A 17,297-nucleotide genomic window follows, 5' to 3' on the forward strand; every position below is an offset into this window, starting at 1 on the left:
TGAATATATAAAAGAACCTTTTATTCAATACAGAAAAAGCCAACAATAGATATGCCAATATGATGTTTATTTCCTTTATCAAATCCGTATATTTGCAGCTTAAATTTTTACATTTTTATGGATAAACTTTTAATAGTTGGAACTGTAGCTTTTGACGCCATTGAAACACCATTTGGTAAAACAGATAAGATATTGGGCGGTGCAGCGACCTTTATAGGTTTGGCAGCTTCACAATTTGATGTAGATTCAGCCATTATCTCTGTGGTAGGTGATGATTTTCCTCAAGAATATTTAGATTTATTGACCGATAGAAAAATCGATATATCTGCCCTAGAAATTGTAGAAGGAGGTAAAACTTTCTTCTGGAAAGGGTTATATCATAATGATTTAAATACCAGAGACACCTTAGCAACAGAATTAAACGTACTGGCAGACTTCAAACCTGTAGTTCCAGAAAGTTACAATGATGCCGATGTTGTCATGTTGGGCAATCTTCACCCAATTGTTCAATTAGATGTAATTAATCAACTAAAAAAGCGACCAAAAGTTATCATTTTGGACACCATGAATTTTTGGATGGACAATGCTTTAAATGATTTAATGGAGGTTATTAAACAAATAGATGTTTTAACCATTAATGATGAGGAAGCCAGACAGTTGACTGGAGAGTACTCATTAGTTAAAGCTGCCCAAAAAATATTTACAATGGGCCCTAAATATGTAGTAATAAAAAAAGGAGAACATGGAGCTTTATTATTTCATGAAGACCAAATCTTTTTTGCCCCTGCACTACCTTTAGAGGAGGTTTTTGACCCTACTGGAGCCGGTGACACATTCGCAGGAGGATTTGCGGGCTATTTAGCTGCCAGTGAGGATAGTTCTTTTGAAAATATGAAGAAAGCTGTTATACATGGGTCTAATTTAGCTTCGTTCAGTGTTGAAAAATTCGGCACGGAAAGAATGCTCCAATTAAATCATAAGGAAATTACAGAAAGACTGCATCAGTTTAAAAGATTGACCCAGTTTGATATTGAATTACAATAAACCCCTAGCCCCAAATTATTGGGGTTTTTTTAATACCAAAAAGTAATGAGTGACGCTATTAAGCATGAATGTGGTATTTCTGTAATACGGCTATTAAAGCCATTAGAGTATTACAAGGAAAAGTATGGAACAGCATTTTATGGTGTAAATAAAATGTATTTAATGATGGAGAAACAGCACAATCGAGGTCAAGATGGTGCAGGTTTCGCAAGCATTAAATTAGATGTCAAAGCAGGCGAGCGATACATGAGCCGTGTTCGTTCTTGCCAACAGCAACCGATACAGGATATTTTTGCCCAAATCAATGATCGCATTAATAAGGAGTTAAAAGAACATCCTGAATACGAAGATGATGTTGCATTGCAAAAAAAGTATATTCCTTATATAGGTGAATTACTTTTAGGACATGTACGGTATGGTACTTTTGGCAAGAACAGCATTGAAAGTGTTCACCCCTTTATAAGGCAGAACAATTGGATGCACCGTAACCTTATTGTTGCTGGTAACTTCAACATGACCAACGTACATGAATTGTTCGACAATTTAATTCAGTTAGGGCAGCATCCTAAAGAAATGGCTGATACCGTCACTGTGATGGAGAAAATCGGTCATTTTTTAGATGATGCAGTTGCCAAACTATACAAGCAAATAAAAAAAGAAGGTTATACAAAACAACAGGCTTCCCCTATCATTGCCGAACGTTTAAAGGTTTATAAAATATTACGAAGAGCAGCGAAGAATTTTGACGGCGGTTATGCTATGGCCGGTTTGTTAGGTCACGGTGATGCCTTTGTATTACGCGACCCAAGTGGAATTAGACCTGCTTATTATTATAAAGATGATGAGGTTGTCGTAGTTGCATCAGAAAGACCAGCTATACAAACTGTATTCAACGTGCCTTATGAGGAAGTAAAAGAACTTGATCCAGGTGCGGCTATCATCATAAAGAAAAATGGAACTAGTTCTATTAAACAAATTCTAGAGCCGAAAGAACGAAAAGCATGTTCATTTGAACGCATCTATTTCTCTAGAGGTAGTGACAAAGAAATTTATCAAGAGAGAAAAGCATTAGGTAAATTAGTTTTTCCTCAAATTCTAGAAGCTATCGATGAAGATATCAAGAATACGGTATTTTCATATATCCCGAATACAGCAGAAACTTCTTTTTACGGAATGGTAAAAGAGGCACAAAACTATTTGAACAAGAAAAAAGAAGAACAAATACTAGAATTAGGACCAAATATTACCGGCGAGCAATTACATGAAATTTTAGAGGTTCGACCACGCATTGAAAAAGTTGCCATTAAGGATGCCAAACTACGAACCTTTATAACACAAGACAGCAGTAGAGACGATTTAGTTGCGCATGTTTATGACATATCATATGGTTCTGTAAATAAAGGTGACAATCTCGTAATCATAGATGATAGTATTGTTAGAGGCACGACCCTTAAAAAAAGTATTTTAAGAATATTGGACAGACTATCACCAAAGAAGATAGTCGTTGTTTCATCTGCGCCTCAAATCAGGTACCCAGATTGTTATGGTATTGATATGGCCAAATTAGAAGACTTTATTGCGTTCAAAGCAGCTTTAGCATTACATGAAGACCATAATTCAATGCATATTGTAGAAGAGATTTATAAAAAATGTTTGACTCAGGTACAGAGTAAGGACAAAGATGTAGTGAATTATGTAAAGGATTTCTATGCGCCATTTTCTGCGAAACAGATTTCAAAGAAAATAGGAGAGCTATTGAGTCCGGACGGTATTAATGCTGAAGTAACTATAATCTATCAGACAATTTCGAGCTTACACAAAGCTTGTCCTAAAAATTTAGGAGATTGGTATTTTACTGGAAACTACCCTACCCCAGGAGGAAATAGGGTTGTTAATAGAGCTTTCATAAATTTTTATGAAGGAAATAACGAACGAGCATATTAAATAGATCTTCGATGAAATACATAGATTTTGCGCATTTCATCGTCAAAAAATGTATTTTATCGATAGAATAGTCGAATTGAACTAACCAGCTTTACTTTTAAAGCTACCATAGCATAAGTAGGTTAAGTTCATGGTAAGATTTGGGGCAAAAAAGGTGGAGGTTTCTCCACCTTTTTTATTTAACACCTTTTCCTAAAAACAGTACTCTTTCAAATAATTACTATTATTTGTGCTCTTAAACGTTATTACAGGAAGTTTAACCATTACCTTTTATCTTCATCATATACAGCCTTACTTTTGAACAACCATAGCATAAGTAGGTTAAGTTCATGGTAAGATTTGGGGAAAAAGGCGGGGCTATGCTCCGTCTTTTTATTTTGCACCTTATTTAGAAAAAACTTAAACTTAGAGCAATTATAGTATTATAACCAATGTACGGGGAGTTGAACGGAAAGCTTTCTCTAAAACCTAAACTACATATATATTTGGAGGACCATAGCATAAGTAGGTTAAGTTCATGGTAAGATTTGGGGAAAAGACGGGGCCATGCTCCGTCTTTTTATTTTATACCAATCGGGTTATCTACCCACACATAAGCTATCTTAACAACTGACTGAAATTCAACTTTCATTAAATTAAAGTTATTTTTTTCTTAAAATTTCTTTTTTTATTTACTCAATACCAGTAATTTAGTCGTGCCATAGCATAAGTAGGTTAAGTTTATGGTAAGATTTGGGACGAAAAGGGTGGAGACTTCTCCGCCCTTTTCTATTTTAAACCAAAAACCACCTAAGAATATTTCTTAAGTGGTTTCTTACAAAGCCCATAAGGTACTTTTCTTCTAAATACTATTTGTTACTTGCATAAAGTTTTGAAACTTCATCCCAATTGATGATGTTGAAAAATGCTTCAATATAATCAGGTCTTCTATTTTGATAATGAAGGTAGTAAGCGTGTTCCCATACATCTATACCTAAAATTGGGTGACCACCACATCCTACGCCAGGCATAAGTGAGTTATCTTGATTAGGTGTAGAACATACTTCTACTTTACCACCTTTATGAACGCATAACCATGCCCAACCAGAACCAAATCTAGTTCCTGCTGCTGTAGTAAACTTATCTTTAAATGCATCAAAAGAACCAAAGGCACTATCAATAGCTGTAGCCAATTCGCCACTTGGCTTACCTCCGCCGTTTGGTGATAAAATTGTCCAGAATAAAGAGTGGTTATAAAAACCACCACCATTATTTCTAACAGCTGCATTATTCATATCTAAACCAGTTAAGATATCTTCAATTGATTTTCCTTCAAGATCAGTACCTTCTATAGCGGCATTTAACTTGGTAGTATATCCGTTATGATGTTTTGTATGATGTATTTCCATTGTCCTCGCATCTATATGTGGCTCAAGAGCATCATATGCGTAAGGCAATTTCGGTAGTTGAAAAGCCATAATTTATGTATTTTTAGATTAATATTAATTGTCTATCAAAGTTACGGATTTTAACATTTATATTCATCTAATAATTTGTTAAGAACTGTACAGGAATCCTTAATTTGCAATAAAAATAGGTGCCCAGTAAATCATTTACCATATATAATGCTTCTGCAGGATCAGGGAAAACCTATGCCCTAGCCAAAGTATACTTAAAAATTATACTAGCTTCTCCACAAAATTTTAGAAAAATCTTAGCTATAACATTTACTAATAAAGCGGTGAATGAAATGAAGCATCGTATCTTAAATAGCCTATACGAGTTTTCAATAACAACATCTATAGAAGAAGCTTCTCCTTTATTTAACGACCTAATTAATGAGACGCAGTTTACTTTTGAAGACCTACCTTCTTTAAGCAAACTTAGATTAAAACAAATATTACACAACTACGCATTTTTTGATATTTCTACTATTGATAAATTTACACATAGACTTATAAGAACGTTTGCGAAGGACTTAAAAATTCCGCAAAATTTTGAAGTCGTATTAGATGTTGATTTATTATTACAAGAGGCGGTTGAAAGAGTAATCGGCAAAGCTGGTGATGATCCTGGATTTACTAAGGTGCTTTTGGATTTTGCCCTTGAAAAAATTGAAGATGATAGAAGTTGGGATATTGGCTTTGACCTATTAAAAATAGGAAAACTTATATTCGACGAAAATAACGCAGAGCATCTAAACCACTTAAAAAATGTAGAACTTGGAGATTTCTTGAAACTACAAAGTCACCTTAAGAGCCAGGTAAAAACATTAGAAAATAAAATTGTTGAACTCGCCACTGCCTCACTAGATATCATAATTGATTACGGAGTTGAGTTCAAGGACTTTCCTAGGGAGACTTTACCCAATCATTTTATAAAAATAAAAGATGGTAATTTAAACCCTACATTGCTCTATAATAATAAACTTGAAGAAAACTTAATTGAGGGTAAAATATTAAAAGCTACTATAAAAAATCCGCCATTAGAACTTTCTCCCCTATTACTTAATAAATACCAAAATATAAAACAGCTGATTTACAAAAGAGGCCTGTTTTCCAATATCAATAGAAACATTGTTCCTTTTGCGTTATTAAATGCCATTCAAAAGGAATTAAAAATAATTCAAGAAGAAAAAGACCAGTTATCCATATCTGAATTTAACACCCTAATAGCCAAGGAGATAAAAGATCAACCAGCACCATTTATTTACGAACGACTAGGTGAAAAATACAGACATTATTTTATAGATGAATTTCAAGATACTTCACAGATGCAATGGGAAAATCTTATTCCATTAATCGGAAATGCCATGGAAGGCGAAGATGAACTTGGTGACACAGGATCATTATTTCTGGTAGGCGACCCTAAACAAGCTATTTACAGATGGCGTGGCGGTAAGGCCGAACAATTTCTTGAATTAGCAACACAACAAAAGCACCCGTTCACTATAGAGTCAGAGCTTGTCACTCTACCGAAAAACTATAGAAGTTATGCTGAAATCATCAACTTTAACAATAGCTTTTTTCAAAGTATCAGTCCGTTTTTAGAAAATACATTGTATCAAGAGTTTTTTAAAATTGGAAATCAACAAGAAGTAAATCAAAAAGATGGCGGGTATGTCAACTTATCTTTACTAGAAGAAGACAATGCCGAACAATATGCTTTAGAAACCTTAGCCACCATCAGCAAATGCCTAGCACAAGGGTATACCTATAGTGATATCTGTATTATTGTTAGAAAAAAGAAACACGGCTCGGTATTAGCTAATTTTCTGATGCAAAATGAAATACCCGTAGTTTCACCAGACTCTTTATTATTAAATGGGAGTCCTAAAGCTATTTTTCTGGTTCACCTCATACGCTACATGGTTCAGCCAACTGAGCTAGAGATTCAATTTGAAATACTTAATTATTTATCTGAAGAAAAAGAAGATAGGCATGCATATATTTTTGAAAATCTTAACCACCTCGAAACCCACTTACTAGAAGAATACGGCTTTGATTGCTCAAAATTGAGACAGGCTTCAGTTTTTGACGGTCTTGCTTATGCCATTAAAATCTTTAATCTCATTCCTAACTCAGATGCACATCTTTCTGCATTTATGGATTTGGTTTTTGATGTTGAGCAAAAATATGGTTCAGATATACAATCTTTTCTGGACTATTGGGATAAAAAAGGGAATTCGTCAAGTATCAGTACCCCAGAGAATTTAGATTCTGTGCAGATAATGACTATTCATAAATCTAAAGGATTGGAATTTCCTGTTGTGATATTTCCTTATGCAAATTCCAATGTTTTTGAAGAAATTGACCCGAAGCTCTGGCTACCGGTAGATAAAGAAGAATTTCTTGGGTTTTCAGAAGTGCTCATAAATAAAAAACAAGAAGTAAAAGAATATGGTGAACTTGAATCACTACTATACGACCTTGATCATCAAAAATTACAATTAGACGCCTTTAATCTTTTATATGTAGTACTTACTCGAGCGGTAAACGCATTATTCATTATAAGTTCAAATAATCTTGATAAAAAAGGTGATTATAACCCAAACTATTATTCAGGCTTGTTTATTCATTTTCTAAAGAGTAAAGAACTATACGAACAAGACAAATTAGAGTATGAGTTTGGTGAATTGAAAAGTGTTGAAACAAAACGTTTCTCAAACACTATTCAAAAAAATATACCTTATATATATACCAATAAAGATCGACCAGATTTCAAAATTCTAGCTTTGGGAGGTATTTTATGGGATGAAGGTTTAGATGTGGCCGTTAATCAAGGTAATGTAATTCATACTATTTTAGGGGCTATTTACACAACAGCTGATTTGGAAAGAGCGCTTCAAATGGCCATTCAAAAAGGATTCATCAAAGACCAGGAAAAGGAAAAAATAAAAGCAATCGTTAAAAGAGTAATATATCATCAAGATTTACATCATTTTTACGAAACTGGTTTTGAAGTATTGAACGAACGAGATTTATTAATGGATAACGGAACCATTCAAAGACCAGATAGGGTTGTTCTTAAAGGCAACCACGCTACCATAATTGATTATAAAACAGGTGAACGAAATGCTAAATATCACAATCAATTGAATACCTATGCCGAGAGTTTTTCAAATATGGAATATATAATTGACCACAAAATCATTGTGTATATTAATACAGAAATACAATTAGAATATATATAAGTAATTATGTACGGAAAAATAAAAGAACACTTACAGCAAGAAATTGAGTCTATTAAAAATGACGGTCTTTTTAAGGAAGAAAGAATAATCGTTTCACCACAAGATGCTGTTATAAAGATTAACTCAGGGCAAGAGGTTATTAACTTTTGTGCGAATAACTACCTAGGGCTTTCATCTCACCCAGATGTTATACAAGCCGCTAAAGATACTATGGACACCCATGGTTTTGGAATGTCTTCAGTAAGATTTATTTGTGGCACACAGGATATTCACAAAACCCTCGAAAAAAAAATAGCGCATTTCTACGAAACAGAAGACACCATATTGTATGCGGCAGCGTTTGATGCAAATGCCGGTGTTTTTGAGCCATTACTATCCGCTGAAGATGCAATAATTTCAGACTCACTGAACCATGCTTCTATTATAGATGGTGTACGCTTATGCAAAGCTAAACGATATCGATATGCCAATAGCGATATGAAAGATCTTGAGGAGCAACTTAAAAAAGCGAATGAAGACGGATCTAGATTTAAAATCATCGTAACTGACGGTGTATTCTCTATGGATGGTATTGTAGCCCCATTAGATAAAATATGTGATTTGGCGGATAAATACGATGCATTAGTAATGATAGATGAATGTCATGCGGCAGGTTTTATCGGTGACAAAGGGAGAGGCACCTTAGAAGAAAAAAATGTTATGGGCAGAATAGACATCATTACCGGTACCTTAGGTAAGGCTTTAGGCGGTGCAATGGGTGGTTACACTACGGGTAAAAAAGAAATTATAACTATACTGAGACAGCGTTCTAGACCATATCTATTTTCAAACTCTTTGGCACCAGCCATTGTTGGCGCATCTATAAAGGTTTTTGATATGCTAGAGAACGATACATCTCTACGTGATAAACTTCAAAAAAATACAGAATACTTCAAAAAAGGTATCAAAAAAGCAGGTTTTGATATCGTCGATGGAGCCTCTGCAATTGTTCCTGTAATGCTTTATGACGCAAAATTATCACAAGAAATGGCAAATAAATTACTTGAAAGAGGCATTTATGTTATTGGTTTTTTCTATCCTGTAGTACCAAAAGGTAAAGCACGAATAAGAGTTCAACTATCAGCGGCCCATTCAAAGGAACATATAGATACTGCTATTAAAGCCTTTACAGAAGTTGGCAAAGAACTGAAAATCGTTTAAACGCGCTTTTTAATCTATTAAATGCGTTAAAAAAAATAGGAAATTGATTTTGTTAATAATATTTAACAAGTTACATTTGCACCTAATAAACACTTAAACTTAAAAATTTGAACATGAAACATCTTAGCAAATTATTGGTTGTTGTACTACTTGTTGTAGGTATCAACAACATACAAGCGCAAGACGAGAATAACCCTTGGCAAGTGCAATTTGGGGTTAATGCCATTGACGTATATCCAACTTCGGATGTAAGTTCTTTCGGTAATGAATTCTTCAATGTGAACGATCACTGGAATATTTTACCTTCCATTTCTTACGTAGCAGTATCTAAAAGTGTAGGAGATGGCTTCTCTATAGGAGCAAGAGGTTCTCTTAACAAAATCAGTAAATTAGGTGACGTTAGCGTTGATGATTTATCTCATTACGCTATAGATGGTACAATAAAATATGATTTCATCAAAAGAAATACTGTAATTGATCCTTTCGTTGAGATTGGTGGTGGTTATACTTGGGTTGACGAAATCGGAGCTGGAACTGCAAATGGTGGTCTTGGACTTAACATTTGGTTCTCAGAAAACGTTGGTCTTACATTACAATCTACTTATAAGCATGCTTTTGAAGATTATGGTGTAAAACATTTCCAACACTTAGCTGGTATTTCAGTTAAATTTGGTGGTACTGATACTGACGGTGATGGTATCTATGATAAAGATGATGCTTGTCCAGAAGTTGCTGGTCTTGAAGCTTTCAACGGTTGTCCTGATGCTGATGGCGATGGAATCGAAGATAGTAAGGATGCTTGTCCTAACGAAGCTGGTTCTAAAGAAATGAACGGATGTCCTGATGCTGATGGAGATGGTGTTGCCGATAAAGATGATGCTTGTCCAAACGAAGCTGGTCTTCCTGCTTTAGCTGGTTGTCCTGATGCTGATGGCGATGGTGTTGCTGATAAAGATGACGCTTGTCCTTCTGAAGCTGGTCCTGCTGAAAACAAAGGTTGTCCTTGGGCTGACAAAGATGGTGACGGTGTACTTGACAAAGATGATCAATGCCCAGATGTTGCTGGTACAGTAGCTAACGCTGGTTGTCCTGAAGTAACTGCTGAAGTTCAAAAACAATTGAACGATTATGCAAGAACTATATTATTTGATACTGGTAAATCTTCTATCAAAGCTGAGTCTACTTCAGTAATGGTTGATATTATCACTATTCTTAAAGAATATCCTAACGCTAAATTTACAGTTGAAGGTCATACTGATAGTGTAGGTAGCGAAAAATTAAATCAAAGTCTTTCTGAGTCAAGAGCTCTTTCTGTAAAAGAATTCTTAGTTGACAAAGGAATTGAGGAATTCAGATTATCTGCAGTTGGTTACGGTGAGTCTAAGCCTATCGCAACAAACAATACAAGAGCTGGTAGAACTCAAAACAGAAGGGTAGAAATTAACTTAGTAAAATAAGTTTAAAACAAACCTAAGTGTTTTAATAAAAGCTCCGCAATATTGCGGAGCTTTTATATTTTTACACTATGCAGAGTTTTATACAAGATGTAGTAAAAGACGTATTAAGAAATAACCAGGACACAGGTAAAATTATCTTTGTTTTGCCCAGTAAACGGGCTGGTGTATTTCTTAAAAAAATAATATCCCAATCACTTGCTAAAACGGTACTTGCACCTGAAATTTACAGTATTGAAGATTTTATTGAAAAGGTCTCTAACCTTGTAACCGCAAATACGACGACCCAACTTTTTGAGCTATATAATGCTTATTTAAATGTTGGTGATTACGAAAAAGAATCTTTCGATTCATTTCTAAAATGGGGACAGATACTTTTGCAAGATTTTAATGAAGTAGATAGATATTTAGTTGACGCCTCTACCCTTTATAAAAATATAGAGGCAATACAAGAAGTCAATCATTGGTCTTTGAATCCTGAAAATTCAGAAATGATTGAAAATTACCTTCATTTCTGGAGGTATTTAGAAGAAATTTATAACCTATTCAATTGCAACCTAATTAAACAAGGTCTAGGTCATCAAGGTCTTATTTATAAAACATCGGTATCGGAATTAACGAACTACCTTAAGACAACCCATAAAAAACATATTTTTCTTGGTTTTAATGCTCTGAATACTGCTGAAAGTATTCTTATACAAACCATACTAGAAAAGACCGATGCCAAAATCTATTGGGACATCGACCCTTATTTCTTACAAGATAACATTCACGATGCAGGTTATTTTATAAGAAAATATCAAAATACATGGAGAGTTCTAAAAGGAAAAACCCTTAACGGACTAACCACCCACTATAATACTGAAAAGCATATTGAAATTATAGGTGTGCCCAAGAATATATCACAGGTAAATTTTGTAGGCGATTTACTTTACAAAATTCAAAATGATCATCCTGAATCCCTAAGTAATTCAGCAATAATATTGGGCAATGAAGAATTATTAAATCCTTTATTAAATTCAATTCCTTCTAATATTTCGGCTACCAATATTACTATGGGACAAAAACTAGAATCGACTCCATTAGCTAGTTTTTTCACTAACCTCATAGACTTTCATGAACAAAAAACAGAGAAAGGATGGTTTTACAAAAACCTATTAAACTTACTCACGAATTCTTATGCGGTACTACTATTTGAGGCTAATGAGATGTCTGTCGAGGCATTAATAACCAAAATAAAAATAAATAATTGGTCTTATATCTCTAGTTCTCAAATTGAAGATTTAATACCAACAAATGCAACAATATCATTATTGTTTAAGGAAACCAGCAAAAATCCGAATAACTTAATTGATAACTTCCTAGTGCTTGTTCAATCTATCAGAACTATAGAAATAGTAAAAGAAAATACACTATTACTAGAACAGCTTTATAAATTTTATACCCTATTTAATCAGCTTAAAGATTTATGCGCTACTTTTTCTTATATCAATAATCTGAAAAGTTTCAAGCATCTATTTAAGCAGTTACTAAGTACCGAAACATTAGACTTTCAAGGTAACCCAATAGAAGGGATTCAAATTATGGGAATGTTAGAAAGTAGATTGCTCGATTTTGAAACTATTATTATAACCTCAGTGAACGAAGGGGTTTTACCTTCCGGCAAATCTAATAATTCATTCATACCCTTTGACCTTAAAATCAAAAACGGACTACCCACTTATAAAGAAAAAGACGCTGTTTACACATATCATTTTTACAGATTGTTACAGCGAGCCAACAACGTATATATTTTATATAATACTGAACCTGATGCCTTAGAGGGTGGTGAAAAAAGTAGGCTGATTACACAACTGCTAACCGATGAAAATAGAACGGATATTACAGAGTATATCGCTACCCCTCAAATACAATCGGTTACTAGAGAAAATGAAAAAATTACTAAGACAAAAAGCTTAGTGTCATTAATTCAAGAAAAAGCTAAAAAAGGTTTTTCACCAAGTTCCTTAAGCAACTACATTAGAAATCCAATAGATTTTTACAAACAAAACCTTTTAAATATTAACGATGTTTTACAAGTTGAGGAAACTCTTGCCCCTAATACTTTTGGCACCATCGTACATGACAGTTTAGAAGAACTTTATACTCCATTAGTTGGAATAAACCTTACTGTTGAGCTTTTAAATGGCATTAAAAAGAAAATACCACAAATAGTATCGCTTAATTTTGAAAAGACGTATAAAGAGGGAAATATCAGCTATGGGAAAAACTATATTTCTTTTCATGTTATTCTTAAATACATACAAACCTTTATTGATGCCGAAATATCTACATTGAATGACCATAGCATTAAAATAATTGCTTTGGAGCAATCCTTATCCGTACCGCTTCAAGTAAACGGATTGAATTTTCCTATCATTCTAAAAGGTAAACTGGACCGTGTAGACGAATTTGATGGCATAACCCGTATCATCGATTATAAAACAGGGAAGGTAGAAAGACGTAATGTGGAAATTATGGATTGGAACATTCTTACCGAAGAATATCAATTTAGCAAAGCTTTTCAACTGCTTTGTTATGCATTAATGTATTTTAAAACCAATCCGAAAGAGAATCAATCTATTCAGGCCGGGATTATCTCGTTGAAAAATTTTGCTGAAGGTACGTTGCTTTTCGCTCAAAAAGAATCAGCACGAGGTACCAAAAATCATATCATAGACAATGAGGTAGTTTTTGATTTTGAACAGATTCTTGGTCAGCTGATTACAGAAATCTGTAATGCCGACATTCCGTTTACCGAAAAAGAACTTTAAAGTTATTTTTTATCTGGTCGAGTAGGCCTCACCTCTATCTTACTTGGTAATGTTCTTTCGTTCATTTGTAACAGGTCTAGTACCAATTCACCAATATCTTCTGGCTGAATTTTCCATGCGTCTTTTTCATCTGGTTCATTGTGATTAAAATGTGTGGCCACAGAACCTGGCATAATGGTAGATACCTTAATTCCATACTGTCTTAAATCTAACATCGCCGCTTGTGTAAAGCCCACAACCCCAAATTTAGAAGCATTGTAACCCGCTCCTTGTGCAAAGAAATTTGTACCTGCCAAACTAGCCAACGTAATGTAATAACCCTCTGTTTTCTTTAAAGCTTCTACAGACGCTTTTAGCGTGTGAAAAACACCGTTTAAGTTGGTATCTATCATTTGGTGCCATTCGTTCTCGGTCATTTTATCAATCGGTGCAAAATTACCTACACCGGCATTTGCCAAAACAACATCTAATTGGCCCCATTTTTCCATAATTTTTGAAACGGCATTCTTTTCATCTGTCATTTTAGATACATCGGAAACAATTCCTAAAACAGCATCATTATTAAAATCCTTTAGCGCCTGATCTACACTTTTTTGCGATCTGCCACTAATGGCAACTCTCATACCCTGATTTAACAATGTTTGCGCTACTGCAAAACCAATACCCTTAGTGCCTCCTGTAATATAGGCTACTTTATTTTTCAAATCTTTCATCGTTCAATTTTTAAAATTATCACAAGTTACCAAATCTTTGATTTTTTTGTTGTCTATATACATTAAGATTTAACGGTTTCAATTTGTTATATTTAACGGTTACTTAAACAACCTTAACAACATGAACAAAATACTCATTTGGTCTATTACCGTAGCCCTTGCCGGCTTTTTATTTGGATTCGATACCGTTGTAATTTCAGGAGCGGATAAACAACTACAGGCCTTGTGGCAGAGTTCTGATTCATTTCATGGTTGGGTCGTGATTTCAAGTGCTTTATGGGGTACCGTTTTGGGTGCTTTGTTTGCCGGTTTTCCAACCAACAAATTCGGACGAAAAAATACCTTAATATGGATCGGTATTTTATTCAGCGTATCTGCCATCGGATCAGCACTTGCCAATGACCCTATTACATTTGCTGTTTTTAGATTTATTGGTGGTATCGGTGTTGGTGTTTCTACCATTGCAGCTCCGGCATATATTTCTGAAATTTCACCTGCGGACAAACGAGGTAAACTCGTTGGTTTCTATCAATTCAGTTTAGTATTCGGTATTCTTATCGCCTTCCTATCTAATTATATGCTTAGCGGATTAGGGGAAAACGCATGGCGGTGGATGGTTGGTGTAGAAGGTATACCTGCCGTTATATATACCTTGTTCGTACTTACCGTACCAAAAAGTCCTAGATGGTTGATAACTCAGGGCAGAATTGATGAAGCTAAAAAGGTATTGAGATTAATTGACCCAGATCAAGATGTGGATGCTGTAGTCGATGTAATCCAACAAGACGATAAAAACAACGTTACTGGTGAATCTATATTCATGAAAAAATATCGATTCCCTTTAATGCTAGCGTTTCTTATTGCATTTTTCAACCAAGTCTCAGGTATTAATGCATTCTTATATTATGCTCCACGTATTTTTGAAGAAGCAGGTTTAGGAGAAAGTACTGCCCTTTTAAGTAGTGTAGGTATTGGCGTTACCAATATGTTATTTACGCTATTAGGCATTAACTTAATTGACCGATTAGGCCGTAAACAATTAATGTATATTGGCTCTGTAGGCTATATAGTTTCGCTATCTCTTGTTGCATGCGCTTTCTTCTTTGAGTGGGAAGGTATGGCTGTACCAATCTTCCTGTTCCTATTTATAGCGGCCCATGCTATCGGACAAGGAAGTGTTATTTGGGTATTTATTTCTGAAGTATTCCCAAACCATTTGCGTGGAAGCGGACAAGCATTTGGTTGCTCCGTACACTGGATCTTGGCGGCAGCCATACCGGCTGCTGTACCCTTTTTATTCTCCACCATTGGCGCAGGTACCGTATTCCTGTTCTTTGCAGCTATGATGGTTCTACAACTTTTTTGGGTGCATTTTATGATGCCAGAAACCAAAGGTGTGTCTTTAGAGGAATTGAGTAAGAAATTGACTAATAGATGAAATAAGAAGCGCGTAACCATTATGTTGTTTCATATAATGCGGTAATTAGGATGTTGGTTTATAGCGTTTAATTTAACTAGCTATTGTTCGAAGGATTGTTTAGAAATGGTTGGTGATACTGTCGTTTTCCCGTTGCTTTATACATGGCATTGGCGACTGCGGCAAATGTGGGTGGAAAAGAAGGTTCTCCCAACCCTGTTGGATCTATACCACTTTTTATAAAATGAATTTCGATTTCCTTTGGTGCTTCCGTCATACGTATCATTCGATAACTATCTAAATTACTTTTTTGGGGTACACCTTCCTTAAAGGTCTGTTCGCCATATAAAGCATTTCCAATACCATCTACAATGCCTCCTTCATACAAATTAATAGCAGCATCGGGATTTATTACGATACCACAATCAATTGCACAGGTAACTTTTTTAATAACGGGTTTGTCATTTTCCCATTTCATATTCAACACTTGAGCGGCATATGAATTATGGCAGAAATACGCCGAAACTCCTCTAGATTGTCCTTCTGAATTCTCATCCCAATTCGATTTTTCCTTCACTAATTTCAAAACTCCGGTATAACGTTCGGCATCATAATCATTTCGTTCTCCAACCGGATTGTTTTTTGCTTGTTCTAACAACTCCAATCTAAAATCGATAGGATCTTTTCCAGCGGCTTCCGCCACTTCATCTAAAAAAGACTGTTCTGCACTTGCCATAAAATTAGAACGTGGTGCTCTAAAAGAACCTATGGTTATGTTAGAATTTATTTCCCAGCTTTCTGCCAAATAATTAGCAACGGCACCAGCAGGAAACCTATCTGCATACAAAGGACTCTCAAGTATTCTCCCTGTGTTTACATGAAATTCAGTAATATTATTATCTGTATCGATCGCAGCCCTATACTTAACTTGATAAGCGGCCCGGTAAATACCACCGGTCATATCATCTTAACGTGAATACACCAATTTTATCGGTGCTTTCACTTTTTGTGAAATTATTGCCGCTTCAACTAACCAATGTGCATATGACCTGTGACCATAGCCAACACCCAAACGGGTCATTTGAATGTCTATGTTTTCAATGGGAATACCCAATCGTTCCGAAATGGCGTGCTCTGTAAGTTCTGGTTTGTCTGCCGTAACATTGGCAAAAAAGTTCATAGGCTCCATGCAATTGTGAACCAAAAATGGTGCTGTGCTGGATGTTATTTTTAACTTAGGTGCAAGAAGCAAATAAATATGAGCAAACAAAAACTGATTAAAAGATTAAAGAGTTATTATCCTATGGAAAGATTACACGCTTTTGTGACTTTCCCAGCTATATTGTTTTATCTAATCTTTAATAACTCATTTTCAAATATATTTTTTCTGTTGTATGGAATTTTAGTTTGTATAGTAATACTAATTCAAGGTCAACACTATTGGAAATTAAAATTATATAGATTGATGAACAAGTCCTTCAATCAAGAAAAGAATCTAAATATTTTCAGGAATTCTAAAAAAATAAATTTGATATTAATTGGTCTGATTCCAATAATATTTGCAATTCAATGGTATCAAAATGACTGGGAAATTATACCTGAAAACTTAATTTTATGGGGCGTGTCAGCCAATTTTTTCGCAATTCTTGAACATATAAATTACTATAATCGCCAGTTAATGATTGACAATTCAGCTGATTTAGAATATTTAAGGCGGAATAAAAAATTAAAAATTGCAAGTTTAGCTAAAGATTTAAAAGAGAGTGAAATATAAAGCCAGCACCTAAAACTGGCTATAGTTAATACGGGTATTGGTACTTAACCCAAAGTCTAGGGCTTTAAAGGAGAAAAGATAAAACAAAATAAAATGTTAGGACTAAGAGCTTAATCAAAAGGTAATTACCTTTTAATCCCGAACTAAACATAGCAGAGTCGTTAGGTACGGCATATTTCCTTGAAAATCATAAAAATCAATAAAACAAGAACGGATACTGTATGCGTACTCATCTCAAAGTACTTTCTTTTGTGACCTAGTAAACC

General features: G+C 34.7%; 10 protein-coding genes and 1 pseudogene. 8 read left to right on the forward strand and 3 right to left on the reverse strand.

Annotation, left to right across the window (positions count from 1 at the left end; genetic code table 11):
• Positions 1-117: 117 nt before the first annotated feature.
• Together AACZ41_RS01525 and AACZ41_RS01530 are read left to right on the forward strand one after the other, a co-directional pair.
• On the forward strand, positions 118-1,044 hold the full coding sequence (locus AACZ41_RS01525; protein ID WP_339625799.1) for a PfkB family carbohydrate kinase: 927 nt from the start codon (positions 118-120) through the stop codon (positions 1,042-1,044).
• 45 nt (positions 1,045-1,089) lie between these two features.
• Positions 1,090-2,988 carry an amidophosphoribosyltransferase gene (locus AACZ41_RS01530; protein ID WP_339625801.1) on the forward strand — a complete coding sequence of 633 codons (1,899 nt, stop codon included), beginning with the start codon at positions 1,090-1,092 and terminating at the stop codon, positions 2,986-2,988.
• A gap of 848 nt (positions 2,989-3,836) precedes the next feature.
• Here the strand turns inward: AACZ41_RS01530 and AACZ41_RS01535 are convergent.
• Positions 3,837-4,445, reverse strand: coding sequence for a superoxide dismutase (locus AACZ41_RS01535; protein ID WP_091621413.1), 609 nt, complete (start codon positions 4,443-4,445; stop codon positions 3,837-3,839).
• A 119-nt stretch (positions 4,446-4,564) separates the two neighbouring features.
• On the opposite strand from AACZ41_RS01535, the gene AACZ41_RS01540 reads away from it, so the two are divergent.
• The 4 genes from AACZ41_RS01540 (at position 4,565) to AACZ41_RS01555 (ending at position 13,127) form a co-directional block, all read left to right on the forward strand.
• Entirely contained in the window at positions 4,565-7,660 is a 3,096-nt protein-coding gene (locus AACZ41_RS01540) for a UvrD-helicase domain-containing protein (protein WP_339625806.1), read from the forward strand.
• 6 nt (positions 7,661-7,666) lie between these two features.
• The gene (kbl, locus tag AACZ41_RS01545) at positions 7,667-8,860 is read left to right on the forward strand and encodes a glycine C-acetyltransferase (protein WP_339625808.1); all 1,194 of its coding nucleotides are present in this window, start codon (positions 7,667-7,669) and stop codon (positions 8,858-8,860) included.
• 113 nt (positions 8,861-8,973) lie between these two features.
• A complete protein-coding gene (locus AACZ41_RS01550; protein ID WP_339625810.1) occupies positions 8,974-10,317 on the forward strand; it encodes an OmpA family protein in 1,344 nt (447 codons plus the stop codon).
• Between the two features lie 68 nt (positions 10,318-10,385).
• Complete coding sequence (locus AACZ41_RS01555) at positions 10,386-13,127, forward strand: PD-(D/E)XK nuclease family protein (RefSeq protein ID WP_339625813.1); 2,742 nt, start codon at positions 10,386-10,388, stop codon at positions 13,125-13,127.
• 2 nt (positions 13,128-13,129) lie between these two features.
• On the opposite strand, the gene AACZ41_RS01560 is transcribed toward AACZ41_RS01555, so the two are convergent.
• Entirely contained in the window at positions 13,130-13,840 is a 711-nt protein-coding gene (locus tag AACZ41_RS01560) for an SDR family oxidoreductase (RefSeq protein WP_339625815.1), read from the reverse strand.
• A gap of 88 nt (positions 13,841-13,928) precedes the next feature.
• On the opposite strand from AACZ41_RS01560, the gene AACZ41_RS01565 reads away from it, so the two are divergent.
• Positions 13,929-15,278, forward strand: a complete 1,350-nt coding sequence (locus tag AACZ41_RS01565) for a sugar porter family MFS transporter (protein WP_339626936.1) — start codon at positions 13,929-13,931, stop codon at positions 15,276-15,278.
• Between the two features lie 76 nt (positions 15,279-15,354).
• Here AACZ41_RS01565 and AACZ41_RS01570 read toward each other — a convergent pair.
• A pseudogene (locus AACZ41_RS01570) lies at positions 15,355-16,479 on the reverse strand (molybdopterin cofactor-binding domain-containing protein); the annotation flags it as partial.
• Positions 16,480-16,515: 36 nt separating this feature from the next.
• Here AACZ41_RS01570 and AACZ41_RS01575 point away from each other — a divergent pair.
• Positions 16,516-17,031, forward strand: coding sequence for a hypothetical protein (locus AACZ41_RS01575; RefSeq protein ID WP_339625817.1), 516 nt, complete (start codon positions 16,516-16,518; stop codon positions 17,029-17,031).
• Positions 17,032-17,297: the final 266 nt, after the last annotated feature.

Source organism: uncultured Maribacter sp. (assembly GCF_963974015.1).
Classification (GTDB): Bacteria; Bacteroidota; Bacteroidia; order Flavobacteriales; family Flavobacteriaceae; genus Maribacter.

Excerpts from the sequence above, each read along its gene's own strand:
- AACZ41_RS01525 (WP_339625799.1), top strand. The coding sequence starts at position 118 with ATGGATAAACTTTTAATAGTTGGAACTGTAGCTTTTGACGCCATTGAA.
- AACZ41_RS01530 (WP_339625801.1), top strand. The coding sequence starts at position 1,090 with ATGAGTGACGCTATTAAGCATGAATGTGGTATTTCTGTAATACGGCTA.
- AACZ41_RS01535 (WP_091621413.1), bottom strand. The coding sequence starts at position 4,445 with ATGGCTTTTCAACTACCGAAATTGCCTTACGCATATGATGCTCTTGAG.
- kbl (WP_339625808.1), top strand. The coding sequence starts at position 7,667 with ATGTACGGAAAAATAAAAGAACACTTACAGCAAGAAATTGAGTCTATT.
- AACZ41_RS01550 (WP_339625810.1), top strand. The coding sequence starts at position 8,974 with ATGAAACATCTTAGCAAATTATTGGTTGTTGTACTACTTGTTGTAGGT.
- AACZ41_RS01555 (WP_339625813.1), top strand. The coding sequence starts at position 10,386 with ATGCAGAGTTTTATACAAGATGTAGTAAAAGACGTATTAAGAAATAAC.
- AACZ41_RS01560 (WP_339625815.1), bottom strand. The coding sequence starts at position 13,840 with ATGAAAGATTTGAAAAATAAAGTAGCCTATATTACAGGAGGCACTAAG.
- AACZ41_RS01575 (WP_339625817.1), top strand. The coding sequence starts at position 16,516 with ATGAGCAAACAAAAACTGATTAAAAGATTAAAGAGTTATTATCCTATG.